General features: G+C 63.4%; 24 protein-coding genes. 6 read left to right on the forward strand and 18 right to left on the reverse strand.

What is annotated here, in order from left to right; genetic code table 11:
- Positions 1 to 117 precede the first annotated feature (117 nt).
- From DPM33_RS21035 to DPM33_RS21050, 4 genes are read right to left on the reverse strand one after another with little or no spacing between them, the layout of a single operon-like run.
- Positions 118 to 888, reverse strand: a complete 771-nt coding sequence (locus DPM33_RS21035) for a HugZ family pyridoxamine 5'-phosphate oxidase (RefSeq protein WP_112099352.1) — start codon at positions 886 to 888, stop codon at positions 118 to 120.
- 36 nt (positions 889 to 924) lie between these two features.
- Entirely contained in the window at positions 925 to 2,112 is a 1,188-nt protein-coding gene (locus DPM33_RS21040) for a CaiB/BaiF CoA transferase family protein (protein WP_112099353.1), read from the reverse strand.
- Positions 2,113 to 2,117: 5 nt separating this feature from the next.
- Positions 2,118 to 2,879, reverse strand: a complete 762-nt coding sequence (locus tag DPM33_RS21045) for a 3-hydroxyacyl-CoA dehydrogenase (RefSeq protein WP_112099354.1) — start codon at positions 2,877 to 2,879, stop codon at positions 2,118 to 2,120.
- Between the two features lie 27 nt (positions 2,880 to 2,906).
- Positions 2,907 to 3,512, reverse strand: coding sequence for a GNAT family N-acetyltransferase (locus DPM33_RS21050; protein ID WP_112099355.1), 606 nt, complete (start codon positions 3,510 to 3,512; stop codon positions 2,907 to 2,909).
- 293 nt (positions 3,513 to 3,805) lie between these two features.
- On the opposite strand from DPM33_RS21050, the gene DPM33_RS21055 reads away from it, so the two are divergent.
- Positions 3,806 to 4,792: a glutathione S-transferase family protein gene (locus tag DPM33_RS21055; protein WP_112099356.1), complete on the forward strand. Its 987-nt coding sequence runs from the start codon at positions 3,806 to 3,808 to the stop codon at positions 4,790 to 4,792.
- A gap of 150 nt (positions 4,793 to 4,942) precedes the next feature.
- Here DPM33_RS21055 and DPM33_RS21060 read toward each other — a convergent pair whose 3' ends face one another.
- Both DPM33_RS21060 and DPM33_RS21065 read right to left on the reverse strand, forming a co-directional pair.
- Positions 4,943 to 5,425, reverse strand: a complete 483-nt coding sequence (locus tag DPM33_RS21060) for an ABZJ_00895 family protein (protein WP_146770300.1) — start codon at positions 5,423 to 5,425, stop codon at positions 4,943 to 4,945.
- A gap of 66 nt (positions 5,426 to 5,491) precedes the next feature.
- Positions 5,492 to 5,995 carry an NUDIX domain-containing protein gene (locus DPM33_RS21065; RefSeq protein ID WP_112099358.1) on the reverse strand — a complete coding sequence of 168 codons (504 nt, stop codon included), beginning with the start codon at positions 5,993 to 5,995 and terminating at the stop codon, positions 5,492 to 5,494.
- A gap of 170 nt (positions 5,996 to 6,165) precedes the next feature.
- Between DPM33_RS21065 and DPM33_RS21070 the strand changes: the two genes are divergently transcribed.
- Positions 6,166 to 7,098: a metallophosphoesterase family protein gene (locus tag DPM33_RS21070; protein WP_112099359.1), complete on the forward strand. Its 933-nt coding sequence runs from the start codon at positions 6,166 to 6,168 to the stop codon at positions 7,096 to 7,098.
- Here DPM33_RS21070 and DPM33_RS21075 read toward each other — a convergent pair.
- The 4 genes from DPM33_RS21075 to leuA all read right to left on the reverse strand — a co-directional run bounded on the left by DPM33_RS21075 (position 7,088) and on the right by leuA (position 12,561).
- Positions 7,088 to 7,705, reverse strand: coding sequence for a hypothetical protein (locus DPM33_RS21075; protein WP_112099360.1), 618 nt, complete (start codon positions 7,703 to 7,705; stop codon positions 7,088 to 7,090). The two genes, DPM33_RS21070 and DPM33_RS21075, sit on opposite strands and share 11 nt — an antisense overlap.
- A 73-nt stretch (positions 7,706 to 7,778) precedes the next feature.
- Positions 7,779 to 8,582 (reverse strand): alpha/beta fold hydrolase, encoded by an 804-nt coding sequence (locus tag DPM33_RS21080; protein ID WP_112099361.1) that lies wholly within the window; start codon positions 8,580 to 8,582, stop codon positions 7,779 to 7,781.
- A 262-nt stretch (positions 8,583 to 8,844) separates the two neighbouring features.
- A complete protein-coding gene (locus tag DPM33_RS21085) occupies positions 8,845 to 10,626 on the reverse strand; it encodes a tetratricopeptide repeat protein (protein ID WP_112099362.1) in 1,782 nt (593 codons plus the stop codon).
- A gap of 195 nt (positions 10,627 to 10,821) precedes the next feature.
- The gene (gene leuA / locus DPM33_RS21090) at positions 10,822 to 12,561 is read right to left on the reverse strand and encodes a 2-isopropylmalate synthase (RefSeq protein WP_112099363.1); all 1,740 of its coding nucleotides are present in this window, start codon (positions 12,559 to 12,561) and stop codon (positions 10,822 to 10,824) included.
- 408 nt (positions 12,562 to 12,969) lie between these two features.
- On the opposite strand from leuA, the gene DPM33_RS21100 reads away from it, so the two are divergent.
- The 3 genes from DPM33_RS21100 to DPM33_RS21110 all read left to right on the forward strand — a co-directional run bounded on the left by DPM33_RS21100 (position 12,970) and on the right by DPM33_RS21110 (position 15,390).
- Positions 12,970 to 14,136: an ATP-grasp domain-containing protein gene (locus tag DPM33_RS21100; protein ID WP_112099365.1), complete on the forward strand. Its 1,167-nt coding sequence runs from the start codon at positions 12,970 to 12,972 to the stop codon at positions 14,134 to 14,136.
- Between the two features lie 4 nt (positions 14,137 to 14,140).
- Positions 14,141 to 14,917: an esterase family protein gene (locus DPM33_RS21105; protein ID WP_112099366.1), complete on the forward strand. Its 777-nt coding sequence runs from the start codon at positions 14,141 to 14,143 to the stop codon at positions 14,915 to 14,917.
- Between the two features lie 155 nt (positions 14,918 to 15,072).
- Positions 15,073 to 15,390, forward strand: a complete 318-nt coding sequence (locus DPM33_RS21110) for a nuclear transport factor 2-like protein (protein WP_112099367.1) — start codon at positions 15,073 to 15,075, stop codon at positions 15,388 to 15,390.
- A gap of 15 nt (positions 15,391 to 15,405) precedes the next feature.
- Here the strand turns inward: DPM33_RS21110 and DPM33_RS21115 are convergent, their stop codons facing one another.
- The 7 genes from DPM33_RS21115 to DPM33_RS21145 all read right to left on the reverse strand — a co-directional run bounded on the left by DPM33_RS21115 (position 15,406) and on the right by DPM33_RS21145 (position 19,836).
- Positions 15,406 to 16,170 (reverse strand): SDR family NAD(P)-dependent oxidoreductase, encoded by a 765-nt coding sequence (locus DPM33_RS21115; protein WP_112099368.1) that lies wholly within the window; start codon positions 16,168 to 16,170, stop codon positions 15,406 to 15,408.
- Positions 16,171 to 16,210: 40 nt separating this feature from the next.
- The gene (locus tag DPM33_RS21120; RefSeq protein ID WP_425373551.1) at positions 16,211 to 17,263 is read right to left on the reverse strand and encodes an AbrB family transcriptional regulator; all 1,053 of its coding nucleotides are present in this window, start codon (positions 17,261 to 17,263) and stop codon (positions 16,211 to 16,213) included.
- Positions 17,264 to 17,416: 153 nt separating this feature from the next.
- Positions 17,417 to 17,803 (reverse strand): type II toxin-antitoxin system VapC family toxin, encoded by a 387-nt coding sequence (locus tag DPM33_RS21125; RefSeq protein ID WP_112099370.1) that lies wholly within the window; start codon positions 17,801 to 17,803, stop codon positions 17,417 to 17,419.
- Positions 17,800 to 18,045, reverse strand: a complete 246-nt coding sequence (locus tag DPM33_RS21130; protein ID WP_112099371.1) for a type II toxin-antitoxin system Phd/YefM family antitoxin — start codon at positions 18,043 to 18,045, stop codon at positions 17,800 to 17,802. Before DPM33_RS21130 ends, DPM33_RS21125 begins: the two co-directional genes overlap by 4 nt.
- Positions 18,046 to 18,196: 151 nt before the next feature.
- Positions 18,197 to 18,508: a putative quinol monooxygenase gene (locus tag DPM33_RS21135; protein WP_112099372.1), complete on the reverse strand. Its 312-nt coding sequence runs from the start codon at positions 18,506 to 18,508 to the stop codon at positions 18,197 to 18,199.
- Positions 18,509 to 18,559: 51 nt separating this feature from the next.
- Positions 18,560 to 19,333 carry an SDR family NAD(P)-dependent oxidoreductase gene (locus DPM33_RS21140; RefSeq protein ID WP_112099373.1) on the reverse strand — a complete coding sequence of 258 codons (774 nt, stop codon included), beginning with the start codon at positions 19,331 to 19,333 and terminating at the stop codon, positions 18,560 to 18,562.
- 68 nt (positions 19,334 to 19,401) lie between these two features.
- On the reverse strand, positions 19,402 to 19,836 hold the full coding sequence (locus DPM33_RS21145; RefSeq protein WP_112099374.1) for a DsrE family protein: 435 nt from the start codon (positions 19,834 to 19,836) through the stop codon (positions 19,402 to 19,404).
- 96 nt (positions 19,837 to 19,932) lie between these two features.
- Here DPM33_RS21145 and DPM33_RS21150 point away from each other — a divergent pair, with 96 nt between their 5' ends.
- On the forward strand, positions 19,933 to 21,033 hold the full coding sequence (locus tag DPM33_RS21150) for a hypothetical protein (protein ID WP_112099375.1): 1,101 nt from the start codon (positions 19,933 to 19,935) through the stop codon (positions 21,031 to 21,033).
- 152 nt (positions 21,034 to 21,185) lie between these two features.
- On the opposite strand, the gene DPM33_RS21155 is transcribed toward DPM33_RS21150, so the two are convergent.
- A complete protein-coding gene (locus DPM33_RS21155) occupies positions 21,186 to 22,094 on the reverse strand; it encodes a cation diffusion facilitator family transporter (RefSeq protein ID WP_208648436.1) in 909 nt (302 codons plus the stop codon).
- Positions 22,095 to 22,160 lie beyond the last annotated feature (66 nt).

The following is a 22,160-nucleotide window of genomic DNA, read 5'->3' on the forward strand; positions in this document are numbered from 1 at the left end:
AATGGCGCCTGATTCCACAATGTTCAGATGTCGATTGGCGCTGCTGAATCAGCGTCACTACAAAGGTAATTCATTTCCTCTAAATCTCAAGCGTTGCTTTCGCCGGCTCGCGATCAACTATCGCTCTTGCTCCGCCGAGCGCGCCGTTTTGGCCATCTCGACCAGCACCGAGCGCAATTCGCCCGCGCTCCGCAGAGGCTGCGGAAAGAAGATCCTGCAGGTGACATCCGAAGCGGTGAGATCCATGCCATCGGCATCGAAGCCGGTGGCAATCCATCCGTCGCCTTCGGCGCGGCCGAAATGGCGCGCATAAAGGCCAAGCGCGTCGCGATGGTCGGCATTCATGTGGTCAAGAGCTGCCTGCTCGCTGCCGCCCAGCTCCTCGACGACGGCACCGCCGGTGATGAGATCACCCTTGTCGAGAAGATAGGCCTTGCCGAAGCCGCCGTTCAGGCTGGCTGGCCCGGGCTCCAGCCGGAAGAACGAGAAATCGCCGAGCCCGGCATAGAGCTTCGCCTTCGGATTGCGGTTGAGGTAGCGCCGTTCGGCGCGCATCTGATCAGCCGATCCCCGTTCCAGCCGCAAGGCCCGGCATGCCAGGCTGATGCGCGGATGCGCGAGCGGATCGCCCTTGCCGGGTTCGCCAAGCAATAGCGAGCAGCGTGGATCGGCAAGCAGCGCGCCGGTGTGCGCGGACAGCATCGAGATCAGGATCAGCGGCGCGCCGTCGATGTCGGTGGCGACGCCGACCCTACTTGCCAGCGGCGAGCCGGTGCCCGGCTCGATCACCGCGAGCGCGCCGAAACGCGCCGTGCGGACCAGGGTTTTCGCCAGCCTGACCGCCTCGGCGTCGGTTTCACGAATGACATCCTTTTTTGGTTCGGTCACGAGCTCACCCGAGATAAGTTGATTTCTACTCTCCGCTTATCGACCGAGTATACCCGCCTTGGCAAGGGCCGCGATTTCCTCGTCGCTCAAGCCGAAACGGATCAATATGCCGGCGGGGTCGCGATTGGCGGTGGCTGGCATCGCGGCAAGCGTGTGCGAGCTTTGCGAGAAACGCGGGGCGGGCGCCGGGCGCTGGAGCCCGCCGGATTTCGCAAAGCTTTGCCTGGCGCGATTGTGCGGGTGGTACCTGGCTTCGACCAGGGACAGCACGGGAGCCACGCAAGCGTCGGTCGCGGCGAAAAGCGCGGCCCATTCGTCGCGCGTTTTCTCCTTCACCCGGCCGGCAATGGCGGCGCGTAGCGCGGGCCATAGCGACTTGTCGTATTGGCCGCCGACAAAACGCTCGTCGAGCGGCAGCAGCCTGGCGAATTCGGCGAAGAAGCGCGGCTCGAGGCAGCCTACGGCGATGTGCCTTGCGTCCGCCGTCTCATACGTATCGTAGAACGGCGCACCGGAATCGAGCAGGTTCTCCCCGCGCCTGTCGTTCCACAGGCCCGCCGCCATGTAGGCGTGGATCGGCGCCGCGAGCATCGAGGCCCCCTCGATCATCGAGGCATCGATCACCTGGCCTTTTCCGGTGCGCGACCGGTGGAAAAGAGCGGCGAGCAGACCTGCGATCAGCATCATGGCGCCGCCGCCCTGATCCGCGACGAGGTTGAGCGGTGGCACTGGTGATGCGTCCCGTCTGCCGATCGCATGCAAAAGACCGGCATAAGCGAGATAGGTGATGTCGTGCCCGGCTCGGCCAGACAGCGGCCCGTCCTGGCCGAAGCCGGTGAGGCGGCCATAGATCAGCGCCGGATTGCGTTCGAGCGAGATATCGGGCCCGAGGCCGAGCCGCTCCATCACGCCGGGACGGAAGCCCTCTACAAGCAGGTCGGCTTTGACCGCGAGGCGCAGCAACAGTTCCACGCCGGCCGGGCGCTTCAGGTCGAGCTTGAGGATGGAACGGCCGTGGCGGTCGAGATCGTATTCTTCCGGCAGGCTCAGAAGCGGCTGGCCGGCGTCGGTGCGTTCGATGCGCAGCACCTCGGCGCCCATCTCCGACAGCATCAGGGCGGCAAGCGGCACCGGGCCGAGTCCGGCCATCTCGATGACTTTCAAGCCGGCGAGCGGGCCGGTCTTTTCGGCGGAAGCACCGACGCCTGTCGGCGAGCCAGTCATCCGACTTATTTCGGTGCCATGCGGATGGCGCCGTCGAGGCGGATGGTCTCGCCATTGAGCATCTGGTTCTCGACGATGTGGAGCGCAAGCGCCGCATATTCCGACGGCTCGCCAAGCCGGGGCGGGAAGGGCACGGAGGCGCCGAGCGAATCCTGCACTTCCTGCGGCATGCCGGCCATCATCGGCGTCTTGAAGATGCCGGGTGCGATCGTGCAGACGCGAATGCCGGAGCGCGCCAGATCGCGCGCCACCGGCAGCGTCATACCGACGACGCCGCCCTTGGAGGCCGAGTAGGCGGCCTGGCCGATCTGGCCGTCATAGGCGGCGACGGAAGCGGTGTTGACGATGACGCCGCGCTCGCCGCCGGTGAGCGGGTCGAGTTTCGCCGCGCGGTCGGCGACCAGGCGGATCATGTTGAAGGTGCCGATCAGGTTGATCTCGATCACCTTGCGGTATTGCTCAAGCGGATGCGGCCCGTCCTTGCCGATGGTCTTCACGCCGATGGCGATGCCGGCGCAATTGACCAGGATACGCGGCGGCCCAAGCTTTTCAGCCACTTCGGCGATCGCGGCCGTAGCGCTTTCGCCACTGCTGACATCGCATTGGACGGCAATGCCGCCGATGTCGGCCGCGACTTTCGCGGCGCGCTCCATGCCGACGTCGAGGATGGCGACACGGGCGCCCTTGGCGGCCAGCGCGCGCGCCGTCGCTTCGCCGAGGCCGGACCCGCCGCCGGTGACGATCGCGATCTGGCCGTTCGGGGTCATGCAAGCCTCCCAGGATTTCGGACTATGCTACGAAGCCCGCAACGGCGGCGCAACCGCAATAGCCGGGTCGATGGATGGCGCCTCACTGGCGGCCGAGCGTGCCAAAGCCGGGACAAATTCGGCAATCCTCGCCGTGTTGGCGTGACAGACATCGCCGGCAAAGCGGGAGACGGCGCCGGGCTTGATTTCATGATGCAGCAGCCGGTCGAGATCGACCGGGCGCGGCATGGTAATCTGCCCGCGCGGGAAGCGCTTGAAGCCGAGCGGCCCGTAATATGGCTCGTCGCCAACCAGGATGACGGCGGGCGCGCCAGCCTTCCTGGCGGCTTCCAGCGCGATCGCGACCAGCTTGCGGCCGATGCCGAGATTCTTGAAGGCGGGGCGCACCGCAAGCGGACCGAGCATCAAGGCGCGGCCAGCACCGGCCGCCACGCGAGTCATGCGCACGGAAGCGATCACCGTGCCGTCCTTGACGGCGACGAAGGACATCGAGCGGTCATGCCCGCCCGCCTCTCGGATCCTGTAGGCGGCAAGCACGAAACGGCCGGGGCCGAAGGCCTCGTCGTTGATGGCTTCGATTTCGGCATCATGCGCCGGGGTTTCCGGCAGGTATTTCACGTCGGCAAGGCTCATGGTCTTTGCGTTCCGGTATGCGAGGAAGGTTTGCTGCAAAGCGGCAGCGTTCGCCAGTCAGCGCTGTTAAGCGCGGGCGCCCTTTCGTCGTCGGTCGAACCGGATCGAGGCAAAGTCGAACATGGGCGCCTCCGCTAGCACCAATTTTGTTTCGCCGCAATCGCCGCTATTTGCCCTCCTTGCGTCATTTTGACGAACCTGTTCGCCGTTTGACGGACTGTTCAGTGCCTCGGGACCTTCGCCAGGCCGGTCATTGGCCTAGATATAGTTGGAACCGCAGGGAGATTTTTCGCATGGGTTTGCTGATTGAAGGCAAATGGCAGGACCGCCCGTTCGACACCGACAGCGGCGGACGGTTCATACGGAGAGAATCGCAATGGCGCGACTGGATCACGCGCGATGGCAAGCCGGCGCAGGGCCGCATGCGCGGCTTCAAGGCGGAGCCCGGCCGCTATCATCTTTATGTCTCGCTCGCCTGCCCATGGGCGCACCGCACGCTGATCTTCCGCGCCCTGAAGAAGCTGGAGGGCGTCATCTCGGTGTCCGTGGTGCACCACTTCATGGGTGAAAACGGCTGGACCTTCAAAGCCGAGGACGGCGCCACCGGCGATACGCTCTACGGCCTCGATTTCCTGCACCAGATCTATGCCAAGGCAGACCCGGCCTACTCAGGCCGCGTTACGGTGCCGGTGCTGTGGGACAAGCAGGAAGAGACCATCGTCAACAACGAGTCCTCCGAGATCATCCGGATGCTCAACACCGCTTTCGACGAATGGGGCGAGGCGGGCCTCGATTTCTATCCGACGGCGCTGCGTGCGGAGATCGACAAGATCAACGCGCTGGTCTACCCGGCGATCAACAACGGCGTTTATCGCGCCGGCTTCGCCACCACGCAGGAGGCTTACGAGGAAGCGTTCGGCGAATTGTTCTTAGCGCTCGATACGATCGAGGAGCGGTTGTCGCGGCGGCGCTACCTGACCGGTGAATACATCACCGAGGCGGACTGGCGGCTGTTCACGACGCTGGTGCGTTTCGATCCGGTCTATGTCGGCCATTTCAAATGCAATCTGCGCCGTGTTGCCGACTACCCGAACCTGTCCAACTATCTGCGCGATCTCTATCAGGTTCCGGGCGTGTCAGGCACGGTCAACCTGCATCACATCAAGGCGCATTATTACGGCAGCCATAGATCGATCAATCCGACGGGAATCGTTCCGGTGGGGCCGGAACTCGACTATGCGGCGGCGCATGATCGGGGCAGGTTCAGGAAAGCGGCGTGACCTGATCCGAGCCGGTTCAGATGTGATAGAACCCTTCGCTCTGACGCAATTCCAGGAAAACCGTTACGAGATTTTCCTGGAATTGCTCTATCTCTTTCTTTTGACGCAATTCCGGACGGAAAACCGCTCACACTTTTTCCTGGAATTGCTCTAACGGAAGGCCTCAGTATCGGTGCGGGTTCGCCTGGCGAGTTCGACCTTCAGCAGAGTCTTCCCAAACCGGCTCGAGTACCAGGCGGCATTCAAGCCAAACGTGAGCAGGAACGCGAACAGAGCGCCTCCGACCCACACGGCCGGAGGAACGCTGCTCAGGTCGCGCGATCTGGATTCACCCGCGATGGCCAACCAACCCAGCGGCGCCGAAATCAAAAAAGCTGCCAGGGTTGAGAGCAGAACTATCGTCCAATATTCCCGACGATTGAACAACCGGCCGTTTCTTCTGACGAACTTGTATAGCGCGACATTGGCGGACCCGAAGCTTATGGCGAACCCCGCGGCTTTACCGAACTCCTTTGAAAGGGTTGGGGTGACGACCACCAATACGCCAAGCGCAACCGTCAACGCCACCATCGTTAAAGTATAGTACCCAACATAAGGCCAGAGGTTTACGGAAGGTTCATCGCTGTTTCTCATTGTCTCATCCCGAGCCCAAAATCGCCTGAAGTAGAGCATAGAGTTTCCGCAAAGGAGAAAGCAAGCCTACCAATATGCGGATACAGGCCGGCTCTGAAAGATCTCTGCCAGCCGCCGCAGCGTCGCCGGGGTCGTGTCCTCCGGCAAACGATCGATAGGGAAGAAGCCGGCCTCGGCGATCTCATGGTCCGGCAGTTTCGGCCCCGTCTGATTGAATGCCTCGATCAGGTAAAGGCCGACATGGTCGCGGTTGCTGGAGCGGCGGTTGAAATGCATCGATTTCAGCTCCGGCAGGGCTGTCAAGGTGATGTTGCCTTCCTCAACCAGTTCGCGCGCCAGCGCTTCTTCGAGCGTCTCGCCAGACTCGACCCCGCCGCCGGGCAATTGCCAGCCTGGAACATAGGTGTGGCGGATGAGGAAGACGGCGTTGGAAGCACGGTCATAGACCAGACCACGCACGCCTAGCGTCATCGGGCGGCGCAGCAGGAAATAAAAATGGAAAAGCCTCGCGCGCAGCCCCGGCCAGCCGGCCTGGCGGAAGGCCTCTTCCGGATCGGCGCGGCGGTTCATGCAACGATCCGCAAGCAGATGTTCGTGGGTTGTCCCACCAACATCTGCCTGGCCTTCCTTGTTCTTCGCAGGTTCTGGCCGCAAAACCGCGGGACACTTTTGCGGAACCTGCTTGGGCGAACAGCGAACGGTGAGTGGAAAGCCTTGTCGGCGTCGCTTAAGAAGGGAGCATGTTCAGGCTCGCGCATATTTCCGATGCTCATCTGGGACCACTGCCCGATGTAACCTATCGCGACCTCGCGTCCAAGCGCGTGCTGGGCTATGTCAACTGGCAGCGCAACCGCCGCCGCCATATGCATGACGCGGTGATCGACAGCCTCGTCGCCGACATCAAGGCCAGTGCGCCCGACCATCTCGCCATCACCGGCGACCTCGTCAACCTGGCGCTCGACGGCGAGATCGAGATGGCGAAGCACTGGCTGGAGACGCTTGGCTCGCCGCATGACGTTTCCGTGGTTCCCGGCAATCATGACGCCTATGTGCCGGGCGCCTTCGACAAGGTCTGCCGGGCGTGGGCTCCATGGATGACGGGCGATGGCGTCAACAGCCCTGTCGATCGCAACTCCTTTCCGTATCTGCGCGTGCGCGGCAATGTCGCGCTGATCGGCGTCACCACGGCGCGCGCCACCGCACCCTTCATGGCCAACGGCTTCTTCATGGAAGGGCAGGCCGAGCGACTCGGCAAAGTTCTCGATGATACCGCCGGACAAGGGCTGTTCCGGGCAATCATGATCCACCACCCGCCGGTGCGCGGCGCTGTGCAGCAACATAAGCGGCTGTTCGGCATCGGCCGTTTCCACAAGGTCATTCGCCGGCATGGCGCCGAACTCGTCCTGCATGGCCATTCGCATCTGCCGTCGTTGTTCACCATCGGCCCACGCAGCGCCAAAGTGCCCGTGGTCGGGGTCGCCGCCGCCGGCCAGGCGCCCGGTGGCAAGCACCCGGCGGCGCAGTACAACATGTTCGAAATCGATGGCGAAAAAGGCAACTGGCGCCTGCGCCTGATCCGGCGCGGGCTGACCGGACCGGCGATGCCGCCGTCGGACCTGCAGACCATGGACCTCGAGGTTCCTGCAGATGGGCGCCAACTCGTCAGAAGCTGATCTTCATCTGCATGATGCGATCCCAGAACAAGGCCAGCGAAACCGCCAGGCCGACAACGGCGCCGGCGGCGATCAGGCCGAGACCGGCAAAGAAGCTCGTCCAGCCGTTGCGGCGGGTTTCGGATTGAATGGGCGGCTCCGCCTCCTGGACCACGGCACGATGCAGGCCGGGAACAGCGCTCTCGATGCCGCCCTCCATCATGCGCTGCCGCTCGACGACTCGTTCCGCCACGTAGCGCGTCACCGTATCGGCGACGGCTTTCATCTCCGTCGATTCGGCCAGCGCCACACGGCCGACGCGCGTATCCTTGAGGAAGCGGTAGGTGCGGCGGTCGCGCCCCATGGCCACGTGGCTGACCGCATCGATCCATAGCCGCGGCTGCAGGCCGGACGAGACAGCGAAGTCGAAGCTGTCCATGTCGGCCGGGACATCGGCAAACACCGGGGCAAGCTCGCTCGCCAGCAGCTCAAGCCGCATGCGGTGCGCCTCGCGCATGTCGACGACGACGTCATCGCGGTCGGCGAAGGCGTTCTTGATGTCGCGTATGGCTTCGGAAAGCTTTCGCGACGGCTCGACGGGGGTGATTTTGTCGCCTGCATCCTTCATGGCGGCTGTCTCGCTGTTGGTTAACAGCGGGTTAACACAATCACCGGCAAAATGCACTGAATGATGGCGCCGGTCAGCTTGCCGCCGCACCGAACACCGGTCGTTGCCGCCTGCCACGGCGGCGCGTGTTGCGGCGCACGATCTCGGCAACCAGGCCGGGGGCTTCCTCGACCAGCATATGACCCGCGTCGAGGATATGGTGCAGATGGAAACGCGACGGCAGAGCCTCGGTCTGCTCGACCGGCAGCAGCGGGTCCTCCGCTCCCCAAACAACCATCACCGGCATGTCGAGCGTATCCAGTTGCGCGCTCGGAATGACCCCTTGCCGGTCACCCCTGGTCATTGCCGCCGCCATATCGACAAGGGCCCGCAACTGGCCCGGCCGCTTGCGCATTTGACAAAGGGCGTCCACCACATGGTCCGGCGGCACGTTCCGCGGGCCCGACATGGCGGCAAGGCAGGCGCGGACCTCTTTCTTGCCGGCCGCTGCCGCATAACGGCGCAGCAGGGCTGCGTTGATTTCAGGACCGAAGCCGCCGGGCGCCAGCAACGTCAGCGAGGCAATCCTGCCGGGATCGGCGAGCGCCATCAAGGTCGCGACAGCGCCGCCCATGGAATGGCCGACGAGGTGGATTTTGTTCAGCTGACGGGCGGCCAGGTCCGCAAGGATCGTTCGGGCGGCCTGCTTGGCGCCGCCCATGCCTTCGCATTCCAGCGAATGCCCATGTCCGGGAAGATCATAGGCCAGTACTCTCATGCCCGGCAAAAGCGATGCGGCCACGTCGCGCCAGATCGCCAGGCAGGAACCGAAGCCGTGCAAAAGCACGATCGTTTTCGTGCCTGTGCCGCATTCGACAGCATGAGGGGATGGAAGCATGAAGACTAGGGTAGCGGGGAAACAGGAGCAGCAATTGCGAATTGTGGCTGGATTGCTCCCCGGCCAGATCGATAGCCAGTAAAATTTTCGCGACCGTTTCGCCCCTTTGCGGCCGTCATTCAGAAAGGCGCGGCACGTCGGTTCGGCACCCAGCGAAGCCGACTCCAATCGTCATAAGCATTTGTTTTTGCAAAGCTTAGGGCGAAGTCGGCCGCCAGATGGCCGGCCGGCTCACCGCAACAGCAGCGCCGGGCAATTGCCGTCAGCTCGGGTTGCCTATTCCAGCTTCGCGCAAAGATTGTACCAGCCGCTCGGTCAGGTCGGCAGGGTATTTGCGGTCGACGAATGTCGCGCGCGGATCGGCGGCGAATTTCGGGAATTCGGCGGTCAACTGGTTGGCAAGCTCGCTCGCCAGCTTGTCGCGGCCCGAAATCCTGGCGCCGATCAGACGCGCGGCCAGATAGTGCGACTTGGATGCCGTCGTGCGCAGCGACTCGCTGGCGACCGCGGCCTTTTTCATGTCGCCCTGCATGAAGGCTCCGACGAACAGGCCATAGTCCCACCAGGTCGGGTGGCCGCTGAAGGCCTCGACCGCATGGCTCAGGATCGGCGTTCCCTCATCATATTTGCCGGCGAAGATCAGGCCGTAACCATAGGCGGCGGCCATGCCGAGATCGTACGGGTTGAGTTCATAGGCCTTGCGCATCCAGCGGATCGCTTCGTCCGTGTTGCCGAGACGCGAGTTGAGATAGCCAAAGGCTCGATGCGCGTGCGGGGTCATCGGCCCCATCTGGACGGCGCGGTGGGCAAGCGACATGGCCTTTTCGAACGTCGCATCCGGCGGATAGGCGTAGTGGGCAGTGACGGCTTCCATATGAAGCGAAGCCAGTTCCGCATAGACGAGTGATGATTTGGTGCCTTGGCTGACGAGTTTCTCAAGGCACCGATACGCAGCTTCGTGTGTCTTGGCGTTCATGTCGAGATAATAGCGGTCGTCGAGCACCAGGCATCCGATCTGGCTGGTCCGGATGTCGCTCTGGTCAATGTAACTATAGATCGCGCCCGAAGCGGGAACAGTCGAGGTCAGGAGGCTGGCGGTGTTGCTTTCGACCACGCCAGGCGCGCTTTCAGCCGATGTCAGGTTGCGCGACAGGAGAACCCGTCCGGTCGCAACGCTCTGCAATTCGACCGTGACGTCGCCGGCGGCGGGCCCGGGAACGACATCGAAGACGAAACTGATCGGGTCGGCGGACTGATCGCGCGTTGAATCCGCATCGCGCCCGATGAAGTCGATGGTGTCGAAACCGGCAAGGCCGGCGCGCAGCGACGACGCGACGCGAGCCGCCTCCGCTCCATCGGCTTTCACGGCAATGTAGATCAGCGGCAGGGAGTCGAATATCGGCTGGGCCGCGGTGCCGGTCGCGCCCGCCGCTTCGGCCGTCGAGGCCGTGTCGTTGCCGTCGATGAAGGCATTGCTCTGACGCACGATGAGCACGCCGAGCATGACGATGACCAGAACCATGGCGGCCCAGAAGAACCGCAGTTGTCGCGTGAGCGACTGGGCAGGCGCCGCCGGCGCAACTGGCTCGCCAGGCGCATGGAGGTCTGGACGTTCGGCCGCGGCCGGAGCTGCTTCGGCCAACACGTCGGGCCGCTGCGCGATGTTGCCGGACGCGGATTTGGCATCGCCGGGCAGCCGGATCGCGTTCAGCTCATAAGAGGGAACATAACCGCCGCGCGGGATCGCGATGCGCACCGGTTCGGCGATGCCTTCATTGGCGAAATACTGCTCCAGAAGCTCGCGCAGCCGCCCGGCCTGGACCCTGACCACGGCGTCGGTGGAGGCGTCGAAATCGCCGTCCTTGCCGAAGACGTCCATGGCGATGGAAACGCCCTTCAGCCTGTCCGCCTCGCCGGCCTGCTCGCGTTCGACTAGATAGCGTAAAAGCCTGCGTGCACGCTCGGATCGTCCGAACGTTTCGCTGGCAAGCAGTCGCTCCAATGTCTCGCGCACTGCGGGGGCGGCAGGCGGGGCAGGCTCCAAGTGTCGATCCTTCCGAACGGCACAGGTTAGGGCGCGATCATATAGCGCCCGCGCCGGCACACAAGGATGCTTCTTGTTATGCGATCGCGTAAGCCACCGGAAATTCCCCCGCCGGTTAACTGACTACAGGGAAATTGCGTCAGTTTTGCCACACGGCGCGCCTTGCGGACGCGCCGTGTTCAAGAGCCCGACCGGTCAGCCGGCCTTGCGGCCAAGGATACGGTTAGCGGCCGAAACGACTGCCTCCAGCGAGGCGGCGACGATGTTGGTGTTGATGCCGGCGCCGAACAGCTTGCCGCCCGGATACTCCATCTCGACGTAAGAGATCGCCGAGGCGTTGGAGCCGCGCTGCAGGGAATGCTCCGAATAGTCGAGCACCGACATGTCGACGCCGACATGGCGCGAGAGCGCATCGACAAAGCCGTCGATCGGGCCGGTGCCCGAGCCGGTGATGGTCACTTCCTTGCCGTTGTCGAGGATATCGGCCTCGACCATGCGCCGGCCCTTCACCTCGGTGTCCGGATAGGTGCGGTGGTCGAGGAACTTCAGCCGCGCGCCGGGCTGGTCGACATAGGTTTCGAGGAAGCGATCATGAATGCGCTTGGCCGGCACTTCCTTGCCTTCAGCATCGGTGATCGCCTGTATCGCCTGGCTGAACTCGATCTGCAGGTTGCGCGGCAGATTGAGGCCGTAATCGGCCTGCAGCACATAAGCGATGCCGCCCTTGCCCGACTGCGAATTGATGCGGATGATCGCCTCGTAGGTGCGGCCGACATCGGCCGGGTCGATCGGCAGATAAGGCACCTCCCAGATCGGCGTGTTGGCCTTCTTCAGCGCCTTCATGCCCTTGTTGATGGCATCCTGGTGCGAGCCGGAGAAAGCCGTGTAGACCAGCTCGCCGACATAAGGATGGCGTTCCGGGATCTTCAGCTGGTTCGAATACTCGTAGACGTCCTTCATCCGATTGATGTCGGAGCAGTCGAGTTCGGGATTGACGCCCTGGGTGAACATGTTGAGCGCCAGCGTGACGATGTCGACATTGCCGGTACGCTCGCCATTGCCGAACAGCGTGCCCTCGACGCGATCGGCGCCGGCCATCAGGCCGAGCTCGGTGGTGGCGATGCCGGTGCCGCGGTCATTGTGCGGATGCAGCGAGATGATCAGGTTCTCACGGTTGTCGAGGTTGCGGCACATCCATTCGATGCGGTCGGCATAGACGTTGGGTGTCGACATCTCGACCGTCGATGGCAGGTTGATGATCAGCTTGTTGTCGGCCGTCGGCTTCACGATCTCGGTGACGGCGTTGCAAATCTCCAGCGCGACGTCGAGCTCGGTGCCGGTGAAGCTTTCTGGCGAATATTCGAAGCGGTAGCCGCCGCCGACCTTGGCCGCCATGTCGGTGATCATCTTGGCGGCATCGGTGGCGATGCGCTTGATGCCGGCGACGTCCTTTTCGAAGACGACGCGGCGCTGCAATTCGCTGGTCGAATTGTAGAAATGCACGATCGGGCGGTGCGCACCCTTCAGCGCCTCGAAAGTCCGCGTGATCAGCTCGGGCCGGCATTGCACAAGCACCTGGAGCGACACGTCGCGGGGCACGCCGCCTTCCTCGATGCACCAGCGGGCAAAGTCGAAATCCGTCTGCGAGGCCGAGGGGAAGCCGATCTCGATCTCCTTGAAGCCCATGTCGAGCAACAGCGCGAACATGCGCGCCTTGCGCTCGTGGCCCATCGGGTCGATCAGCGCCTGGTTGCCGTCGCGCAGGTCGACCGAGCACCAGACCGGCGCTTTCTCGATTACCTTGTTCGGCCAGGTGCGGTCGGTCAGGCCGACTGTCGGGTAGGACTGGTATTTGCGTGCTGCATCCGGCATGTGGCCGGCCGCGCGCTTCTCGGCTTCAGCCTCGCCGGCGTGGATTTCTTCTCGTGCGTTCATCGTCATGTCTCCCGGCGGCTCGCATGATCGCCTTGGGCGGATTGGTGGCGAGCGTCGCCTCTACCAGAATTTCGTTCGCTTGATATGACTTTGCCAAGGAGCCTGCGCCTTAAGCGGCGGGTATCGACCGCCGGGCGCTCCTTCAGCGAACCCGGCGATCGCCGATAAGGCCGAGAAGAAGCAGCGTCGAAGCGAGCGCGCGCGCGGTCTCGCCGGCAAAGCCGGTGCGAGCGGAAGCGACGGTGCGGACGCGCGTTGTCATGACGGCTCTCTTACAGGAGCGACCCCTCGTAGGCAAGCCGGGCCGGAATTGCTTGAATATCATCCCCAATGCAGGCGCTCTTCCCCGCGCGCCGCAAATGCGCCAGACTTGGCGATCGACGGCAGCAGCCGGGGAGGGGGTCATCCATGAATTTCGTGTTCTTCTCGCCGCATTTTCCAGCCAATGGCGCCGAGTTTTGCGACCGGCTGAAGAAGGCCGGGGCGACTGTGCTCGGCATCGGCGATGCGCCCTTCGAGAGCCTGAGCGGCAAGCTCAAGGTGTCGCTCTCGGAATATTACCGGGTCGCGGACATGGAGAATTACGACCTGGTGTTCCGCGCGATGGGGCACTTCATCCACAAATGGGGCCGAATCGACCGCTTCGAGTCGCTCAACGAGCATTGGCTGGAGCTCGAGGCCAACATCCGCACCGACTTCAACATCTTCGGCACCAAGCTCGATTTCGTGAAGAACCTCAAACGCAAGAGCCGTATGCGGGCCTTCTTCCGCAAGAGTGGCGTCGAGACCATTCCGCAGCGCAAATGCTCCGACCGCGCAGGCGCCATGACCTTCATCCGCCGCGTCGGCTACCCGGTGGTGGTCAAGCCGGATTCCGGCTCCGGCGCCTCCAACACCTTCAAGATCTCCAACGCCAAGGAGCTCGACCAGTTCTTCCGGGACAAGCCGGAGGGCGTGACCTTCGTCATGGAGCAGTTCATCGAGGGGCTGGTGGTGACCTTCGACGGGCTGGTCAACCGCGACGGCGAGGTGGTGCTGGCGGCCAGCCACCGTTACGACCAGAGCATCATGGATGCGGTCAACAAGGACCGCCACATGAGCTACACCTGCTTTCCGGAAATCACGCCGGCAGTGGAGGAGGCGGGACGCAAGATCCTCAAGGCGTTCGACGTGCGCGAGCGCTTCTTCCATATCGAGCTGTTCGAAACCAAGGACAATCGCGTCATTGCGCTCGAGGTCAACATGCGCCCGCCCGGCGCCTGGATGACCGATGCCATCAACTACACGTTCGATATCGACGTCTATGCCGCATGGGCCGACATGGTGGTCAAGGACGCCGCCGGCGGCCCTTACAAGGGCAAGTATTTCACCGCCTATGCCAGCCGCAAACGCCACATCGACTATTTGCACAGCCATGCGGACGTGCTAGCCGCCCACGGCGACAAGATCGTCCATCATCAGGCCATCGAAGAGGTTTTCAGCCGCGCCATGGGCAATTACGCCTACCAGATGCGTTCGAAGGATCGGAAGGCGCTGCGCCAGGCGGTCGACTATATCCACGCGGAAAAGGCCTGAGCCGATGGACGTCTCCTATCACAAGGGCCATGCCCGCAATCTCGGCCGCGACATGGAATACAAACGCTACGGCCATGCCGGGCGCCCGGTGGTGGTGTTCCCGACCTCGCAGGGGCGGTTCTACCAGTTCGAGGATTCGGGCGGGGTCGCAGCGCTTGCCGACTTCATCGACACCGGCCGTATCCAGCTCTTCACGCTGGACGGCATCGATTCGGAATCCTTCTTCAACAAGCATGCCGATGGCGCGCATCGCATTGCCCGCCACGAAGCCTATTTCCGCTATGTGCGCGAAGAGGCGCTGCCGGAGCTGCAGGCGATTGCCGCCAAGGCCAATGGTGGACGCGTTCTCAAGCCTCTGTTCTGCGGCTGCTCGATGGGCGGCTACCACTCGTCGAATTTCGTGTTCCGCTTTCCGGAACTGGCGAGCGGCGTGATCTCTCTCTCCGGCGTCTATTCGGCCCGCGACTTCTTCGGCCGGGCGTTGGAAGGCAACATCTACTTCAATTCGCCGCTCGATTATCTGCCCGGTATCGTCGACCAGAAGCTGCTCGGACGGCTGCGGGCGCTGCGGCTGATCTTCTGCTGCGGCCAGGGCGCCTGGGAAGAGCGCATGCTCGTCGAAACGCGCGAGCTGGAGCAGGTGCTGCGCGACAAGTCCATTCCCGCCTGGGTCGACTATTGGGGCGGCGACGTCAGCCATGACTGGCCGTGGTGGCACAAGCAGCTGGTCTATTTCTTCGGGCGGTGGCTGGATGACGATCTGATGAAGCGGCTCGACTAAGCTGTGCCGATATTCAGGTGATGCCGGCCTGCGAGCGGCGGCTTCCTGCGCTTCCGGTGCTCACATACATGAAGTACGCTCCGCGCCGGTTCTCGGAAGCCGCCGTTCTCGACCCGGCCTGACCTGAATCTCGACGCAGCTTTAGGGTTCAGCCCATGACTGCCACGCCCGATCCCATTCGCCGCTTTGTCGATGCCACCAACGCGGGCGACACCGCGGCATTTCTCGACACATTCACGGACGTTGCGTTCCTCAGCGACTGGGGCCGCGATTTCCGTGGCCGCGACGGCATCGCCAGCTGGAACCTTTCGGACAATATCGGCGTGCGATCCAATCTTCGCATCGTCCGCGTCACGCAGCGCGACGGCGTCTACCACGCCCGCGTCGCCGTGACCGGCAATGGCTTCAACGGCGAGGGCGACATGGCCTTCACGCTGGAAGGCGACCACATCGCGAGCCTGATCATCAGCTGAGATCGGAGTTTGCGGTCAATAGGTCGTGCGTCCGCCGGAAAGATCGAACGTCGCGCCGGTGGTGAAGGAGTTCTCGTCGGACAGCATGAAGACGATCATGGCGGCGGCCTCCTCTACCTCGACGAAACGACCGCGCGGCACCTTGCCGAGCATATAGGCGACCTGCGCCTCGTTGAGCTGCTCGAGAATGCGGGTGCGGGCGGGCGAGGGTGTGAGCGCGTTGACGGCGATGTCGTGTCCAGCGAGCTCCTTGCCGAGCGACTTGGTCAGCGCCAGCACCCCGGCCTTGGCGGCCGAATAGGCGGCGGCATTCGGATTGCCTTCCTTGCCGGCCACCGAGGAGATGTTGACGATGCGGCCATAGTTGCGCGCCACCATGCCGGGTACCAGGCGCTTGCAGCAGTAGAAGACGCCGTTGAGGTCGATATCGATGATCTGCCGCCACGCGGCGGGGTCGTAATCCACGACGGTCGCCGCCGGCCCGGCAATGCCGGCATTGTTGACGAGGAGATTGACGGGACCGAGCGTCAGTTCAGTCTCGGCGGCCGCGCGCTCGACGGCCTCGATCTGCGACTGGTCGCAGAGGATGGCCTCAACGCGGCCGAGCGAAGCGAGCTCGGCGGCAGCTTTGCTCATTGCAGCCTGGTCGACGTCCCATATGGCGACGGCGGCGCCCGACGATAGCAGGCGCCTGACGACCGCAAGGCCGATGCCTTGCGCGCCGCCCGTCACCACGGCGACGCGGCCGGAAAGATCGACGGCATTCGGACGGCGTTGCATGGGCACTTCTCCTCCGCTCCCTTGCATTGGATAGACCGGATCAGGCCGTGACGTTTCGCGCCACCAGTTTGGCTACGCTTGGCCCAATGAGCAGGACGACGAGGAAGCGCGCCGATTGCAGCGCCATGACGAAGGAGATGTCGACGTTCTGCGCCGCGGCGGCGATGATGGCAACGCTGTCCATGCCGCCGGGGCTGGTCGCCAGATAGGCGGTCAGCGGGTCGATGCCGAGCAGGCGGCTGATGACGAAGGCCATGCCGCCGCAAAAGGCGATCAGCGCCACGATCGAACCGATGATCTGCGGCAGGGCGCGCGCCGCGTGGCGCAGGATGGCCTTCGTGAAATTCAGCCCGATCGACCAGCCGACCATGGCGTAGCTGATCGCCAGCAGCCAGGGCGGCAATTGCATCGGCTCGCCAAGGCCGAGATGGATCACCGCGCCGAAGATGAAGGTACCGAGAAAAAACGGTGAGGGCAGCCTGACCAGCTTTCCGATCAGGCCGCCCACGACCGCGATGCCGATGGTGGCGGCAAAGGCAACGGGATCAATCGGCGGAAACCAGACGATAGGCGGCACTTCGACCCCGGATGTGTCGACCCACATCTTGGCGACGAGCGCGGCTGTCATCGAGACGAAGATGACGCGCAGATATTGCATGAAGGCGACGAGGCGCTGATCAGCGCCGAAAGCGCCGGCCATCAGCACCATGGCGGTGGCGGCGCCGGGCGAAGAGCCCCAGACCGCCGTGGTGCCGGGCAGGATGCGCCAGCGGCTGATCAGCCAGCCGAGCAGGCTCGAGGCGGCGACGGTCGCGACCACCACGGCGAGGAAAAGCGGCCATTCGGCATAGAACACCGGAAAGATGTCGGCGGAGATCGAGCTGGCGACCAAACAGCCGACGATAGCCTGGGCCGAGCCGAACAGCGGGCGCGGCACGCGCACGGTGGCTCCATTGGTGCCGGCCAGGATCGCGGCAAGCATCGGACCGATCAGCAGCGCCGCTGGCAGGGCGGCGAGTTCCAGCGCGCCGGCGAAGAGGAGGGAAAAGAGCAGCAGGACCAGCCACTGCCGCGGCGGGCGCAGGCGCGCCATGCGCTCAACGGGCGCTTGGTCCGGCGATGGTTGCTGCGGTGAGGAATCCATCTTTTGGTCTTAGACCCGGAGCCGGGAAAATGCGAACCCCGGGGTGCCGGAAAACCATACTCCCGCATACCTTGGCGGACTCTCGTCTTTGTCGGGTCCTGGTCAAAGCTTTCGGACGGGGCCGGGGTAGCGGGCAACAAGATCGTCTACGGTCAGCAAGGTGATGCCTTCTACGATCGCCTGAGTAATAAGAATTCGATCGAAGGGGTCCTTGTGGATGGGGGGAAGCCCGTCGATGGCCGCGGCATGCTCACTGGTGATGGGTAACTCTTTATAGCCATTGTCGAGAAGGCCTCGCCGCAGCAAACGCGGATCCACGGTAAAGCCGTCTCTCCCAAGTCCACGTTTTATAGCGACTTCCCAAAGGTTAGCAGGACTGAACAGCAGCTCGTTTGATGCGTTCTCGATCTCGGCAACTGCCGAAAGTGGCAGCCGGTCAGGTTCGCCGGCTGCCCACAGCAGCAGATGGGTGTCGAACAACAGCTTCACTTGTTCATGCCGAACAACTGCTCGATCTCATCGTCACCCATGCGATCGAAATCGTCGGGTACGGAAAACTGGCCAGCCATGAAGCCAAGCCGTTTCATTTGTGTCGCGGCGGGCTGATCAATGGGGACGACCTTGACCAAGGGTTTGCCTGCCTTGGCGATAATGAACGGTTCACCTTGCGCGGCCCGGTCGACCAGGCGCGAAAGATTAGTCTTCGCGTTGTGGATGTTTACCGTCTGCATCGCTGATCGCTCCAACCAGACTTAGTCCATTGAACTTAGTCTATCTATTTGCACATTGCAAGTGATCGGAAATTGTCCCTGAGATCTGCCGCTAACAGCGATGTTGCCGAGAGCCGCGACCCTGCTCAGCCATGTTGAGTTTTCCGGGAGATCAGCCAGCCTTTTCGGACGCGGGGAGGCCGAAGCCGCCGACAGGACGGGTCTCGATCTGGAATTCGAAGCCGGCCATGAAAGGACGTGCCCTGGCGATCGCAGCCTGGACTTCCGGCAGCTGCAGCGAGGCCTTGTGGCTCGCCTGGTCTGTCCACACCTCAGTGACCCAGATGGCATCGGCGTCGGCCGGATCGGTGGCGATGATGTAGCTCAGGCAGCCGGGGAGCGCGGCGGTGCTTTCGCGCAACACGTCCATGACCGCATCACGCTGGCCGCGCGCCGCCCGCATCTTGCCGATCAGTCCGTACATGCCTTGATCTCCCTCCAGGTTGCGCGCTGCACCAAGTATGCAATCGCCAGCTCACGGCATCAACTGGCCGCCATTCACCTCGATCACCTGGCCGATGATGTAACCGCTCAACAGATCGGACGACAGGAACAGATAGGCGCCGACGCAATCCTCGGCCGTTCCAGCCCGGCCCTGCGGAATGGTGGCGACCATGGCCTTGATCTGCTCCGCGCTCGAATAGCGTTCGTGGAACGGCGTCAGGATGGTGCCGGGCGCGACCGCGTTGACGCGGATGCCGAAGCCGATGAGCTCCTTGGCCATGCCGCGCGTCACGTTGGAGACGAAGGCTTTGGACGAGCCATAGAGGCCGGCGCCGCCGCCGGCGCCGTTGCGGGCGGCGATCGAGGTGGTGTTGATGATGAAGCCGCCCTGGCGCTTCAGCCACGGTATCGCCTTGCGCGAGGCGGTCAGCACCGAGCGGGCGTTGAGGTCCATCACGGCATCGTATTGCGCTTCGTCCTGGTCGGCATAGGCGACCCGGCCGAGCATGCCGCCGGCATTGTTGACGAGACCATCGAGCCGGCCGAAATGTTTTGCGCTCTCTTCGACCACACGCTCGACGTCGGCGGCTATCGAAAAGTCGCCCTGGACCAGAAACACCTCGCCGCCATCGTCGCGGATGGATTCGGCCACGGTTGCGGCTGGCGCGCGGCTCGCATTGTAGTGCAGCGCGACGCGGCATCTCTGCGACGCGTACGCACGGGCAAGTGCTGCACCTATGCCGGTCGAGGCGCCGGTGACCAGCACCGCCTTGCCGGCAAGATCGGGGATGTCAAGCGTCGCCATTTAAGCTGGTCTCCGGGTTGCCGTCTTTCGTAGGCCATTGCCGGCCTGCCGTTCAAGTCCGGGCGCATTCAGGGCCTGAGATAGACATAGCCCTGGCCCTGCAGCTCAGCCAGTTTCACGACGCCGCCCTTCTCGGCAAGCTGGAAGCCCGACAGCAGGTCGGTCACCGTGATATCCATGCCGTGCAGGGTGTTGCCGCAGGCCTGCGGGACGAGCCCCTGCTGGACGAGGCCGGCAAAGCGGCTGGAAACAGCACCGGAAGCGCCCTTGGATTTGAAGGCGGCCAGAGCCGGACCATGCACCACAAGCACGATGTCGACATTGCCGGCGGTGCCTTCATAGTGGTTCTTGATGTTGCCGAGGACGAAGTTGACCTTGTCCGCGTCGCTGAGGTGATAGGCGACTTTCAGCCTTTCCTCAGTGGTCGCCGCGTTGGCTCGAGTCAGGCCGAAAAGTCCGGAGGCGCCGGCAAGGCCGGCCCGAAAAATGTCACGGCGCAGCATCGTATCCTCCTTACCTCGCCCTCGCGCAATTTTGCATGGTCCGGGTGGCACTCCTAGACTAGCATATGCCAGTCCTGTCGGTGGGAGGAGGATCACATGACATCGTGGACCATGGTAGCGAGGACCATGGCGGGCGCGCTGCTTTGCGCTGCCCTTGCCGCTTTTGCCGGCGCGGCGCGCGCCGATAGTGCTCTCAGCCTCAAGGAACTCAGCCCCAACGGCGCCGACGCCTGCTTCGGCCGCGTCTACGATGCCGCCCATCTCAAGGCGCATCCGCACCAGAAAGTGGCGCGCATTTTCTTCTTCTATGGCCATGACCCGGTCAGCCGGCCGAACGAGGAACCCGCCGCCAACCAGGATAATTCCTATAACGGCTTCCTCACCACCATGGTGCGCGACGCCAAGAAGCCGGAATGGGCGAGCAGCTGGTGCAACAAGAACGACCCGAGCGATCCGTCGAGCGGCATCCGCTGCGGCATGGACTGCGACCGAACGCTTTCATCGCTGAAGGTCGACGACAAGGGCAAGCTCATCCTGTCAGGCCTCTCCCCCGACATCTATCTCGACCCGGATGCGGCGGAGTCGCTCGGCAAAGCGGAGTACAACAGACAGGCGCTGGGCAGCGAGGACGACAATTTCAAGCTCGATCCGATGCCGGCCGATACCTGCAAGGCGGAGTTCGCGCGCATCGACCCGATCGACCCGGCGTTGGGCGATCCGCTGCGCGTGCGACTGAAGCCCGACCAGCCCTTCTGCTTCGGGCGCGACTACGACGATGCGCATCTGAAGACGCATCCCAACCAGCTGACGCGATCGATCCGCGTCTTCCGCGGACCGGTCGAGCTCGCTTCCTTCGCGGCAGGCGGGGACACCGCGAACTGGCCGGACGGGGCGGACATCGCCGTTTCGGTGACGACAAGGCAGAAGGGCGCCAAGGTCACGCAGACCTATTCCTGCCAGGGCGAGGCCGACCAGTGGCGCTGTTCGGCCAGCTCGAAGATGAGCGATTTTTCCTGCGACATCTCGCAGAAGGAGATTTTCCTCAAGCGCGGAGCCAACGGCACGATGATGATCGCCAACCCCAACAATGCGGTCGCGGTCGTCGATCTCTGCTCGAAGGGAGCGCATGGCAAGACCAAGTCCGACGACAAGGTCTACCGGCTGCAGCCGTTGCCTCAGTCGGCCTGCGCACCTTAAGGTCTGGCGATATTCAGGTGATGCCGGCCTGCGAACGGCGGCTTCCTGCGCTTTCGGTGCTCACGTACTTCAAGTACGCTCCGCTCCGGTTCTCGGAAGCCACCGTTCTCGACTCGGCCTGACCAGAATCTCGACAGACCTTCGCGCATTGACTACGCGAAAGGCACCGCCGTGGTGCCTTTCGGCAGCTTCGCCTCGTCGTCCGGCTCGACATGGATGGTGACGCGAACCGAGGGGATTTCGGCCTTCAGCGCGTCCTCGATGCGGTCGCAGATGACATGGCTGGCGCCGACAGACATGTCGGCGTCGACGACGAGGTGGAATTCGATGAAGGTGGCGCGGCCGGCTATGCGCGTCTTGAGGTCATGCACCTCCAGCGCGCCCTTCGAATTGGCCGAGATGATATCGCGGATCTGCATGTGTTCCTGATTTTCGACGGCGCGGTCCATCAGGCCGTTCATCGACGAGCCGATGACGTGCCAGCCCTGCCACAGGATGTTGAGCGCGACGATGACGGCGAGCGCTGGATCGAGGATCTGCCATCCAGTGAGAATTGCGCCGACAAGGCCGCCGAACACGCCGATCGAGGTCACCACGTCGGTCATGATGTGCTGGCCGTCGGCGACGAGGGCCGGCGACTTCGCGTTGCGGCCGGTGCGGATCAGCATCCAGGCCCAGATCGCGTTGATGACCGTCGCCACGCCGTTTACGGCAAGGCCCTCCCAAGGCTGTTCGAGCGGGGTCGGATGCTGCCAGGACCGCCAGACCTCGTTGAGGATCAGCAACGCCGCGACGACGATCAGCACCCCTTCGAGCACGGCCGAGAAATATTCGGCCTTGTGGTGGCCGAAAGGATGGTCCTGATCGGCGGGCTTGTAGCTCACCTGGATCGCCCAGAAGGCGGCGGCCGAAGCGATGACGTTGACGATCGATTCCGCCGCGTCCGAATAGAGCGCGACCGAACCGGTGATGTACCAGGCGACAACCTTGAGGGCGAGCACGACGCAGGCGACGACGATCGACCAGAACGCAAGGCTGGCGACCTTTTGCCTGGCCGCCACTTTTGCTTCCGCCGTCGTCATCGCCATTGCCGCGTTCATCCCAACGTGCCGCCCTAGAGCATGATG

It is taken from the genome of Mesorhizobium hawassense, from assembly GCF_003289945.1.
GTDB lineage: Bacteria > Pseudomonadota > Alphaproteobacteria > Rhizobiales > Rhizobiaceae > Mesorhizobium > Mesorhizobium hawassense.

Coding starts and splice junctions, on each gene's coding strand:
- DPM33_RS21040 (WP_112099353.1), bottom strand. CDS start 2,112: ATGACTGGCTCGCCGACAGGCGTCGGTGCTTCCGCCGAAAAGACCGGC.
- DPM33_RS21045 (WP_112099354.1), bottom strand. CDS start 2,879: ATGACCCCGAACGGCCAGATCGCGATCGTCACCGGCGGCGGGTCCGGC.
- DPM33_RS21050 (WP_112099355.1), bottom strand. CDS start 3,512: ATGAGCCTTGCCGACGTGAAATACCTGCCGGAAACCCCGGCGCATGAT.
- DPM33_RS21055 (WP_112099356.1), top strand. CDS start 3,806: ATGGGTTTGCTGATTGAAGGCAAATGGCAGGACCGCCCGTTCGACACC.
- DPM33_RS21060 (WP_146770300.1), bottom strand. CDS start 5,425: ATGAGAAACAGCGATGAACCTTCCGTAAACCTCTGGCCTTATGTTGGG.
- DPM33_RS21065 (WP_112099358.1), bottom strand. CDS start 5,995: ATGAACCGCCGCGCCGATCCGGAAGAGGCCTTCCGCCAGGCCGGCTGG.
- DPM33_RS21070 (WP_112099359.1), top strand. CDS start 6,166: ATGTTCAGGCTCGCGCATATTTCCGATGCTCATCTGGGACCACTGCCC.
- DPM33_RS21075 (WP_112099360.1), bottom strand. CDS start 7,705: ATGAAGGATGCAGGCGACAAAATCACCCCCGTCGAGCCGTCGCGAAAG.
- DPM33_RS21080 (WP_112099361.1), bottom strand. CDS start 8,582: ATGCTTCCATCCCCTCATGCTGTCGAATGCGGCACAGGCACGAAAACG.
- leuA (WP_112099363.1), bottom strand. CDS start 12,561: ATGAACGCACGAGAAGAAATCCACGCCGGCGAGGCTGAAGCCGAGAAG.
- DPM33_RS21100 (WP_112099365.1), top strand. CDS start 12,970: ATGAATTTCGTGTTCTTCTCGCCGCATTTTCCAGCCAATGGCGCCGAG.
- DPM33_RS21105 (WP_112099366.1), top strand. CDS start 14,141: ATGGACGTCTCCTATCACAAGGGCCATGCCCGCAATCTCGGCCGCGAC.
- DPM33_RS21110 (WP_112099367.1), top strand. CDS start 15,073: ATGACTGCCACGCCCGATCCCATTCGCCGCTTTGTCGATGCCACCAAC.
- DPM33_RS21115 (WP_112099368.1), bottom strand. CDS start 16,170: ATGCAACGCCGTCCGAATGCCGTCGATCTTTCCGGCCGCGTCGCCGTG.
- DPM33_RS21120 (WP_425373551.1), bottom strand. CDS start 17,263: ATGGCGCGCCTGCGCCCGCCGCGGCAGTGGCTGGTCCTGCTGCTCTTT.
- DPM33_RS21130 (WP_112099371.1), bottom strand. CDS start 18,045: ATGCAGACGGTAAACATCCACAACGCGAAGACTAATCTTTCGCGCCTG.
- DPM33_RS21135 (WP_112099372.1), bottom strand. CDS start 18,508: ATGTACGGACTGATCGGCAAGATGCGGGCGGCGCGCGGCCAGCGTGAT.
- DPM33_RS21140 (WP_112099373.1), bottom strand. CDS start 19,333: ATGGCGACGCTTGACATCCCCGATCTTGCCGGCAAGGCGGTGCTGGTC.
- DPM33_RS21145 (WP_112099374.1), bottom strand. CDS start 19,836: ATGCTGCGCCGTGACATTTTTCGGGCCGGCCTTGCCGGCGCCTCCGGA.
- DPM33_RS21150 (WP_112099375.1), top strand. CDS start 19,933: ATGACATCGTGGACCATGGTAGCGAGGACCATGGCGGGCGCGCTGCTT.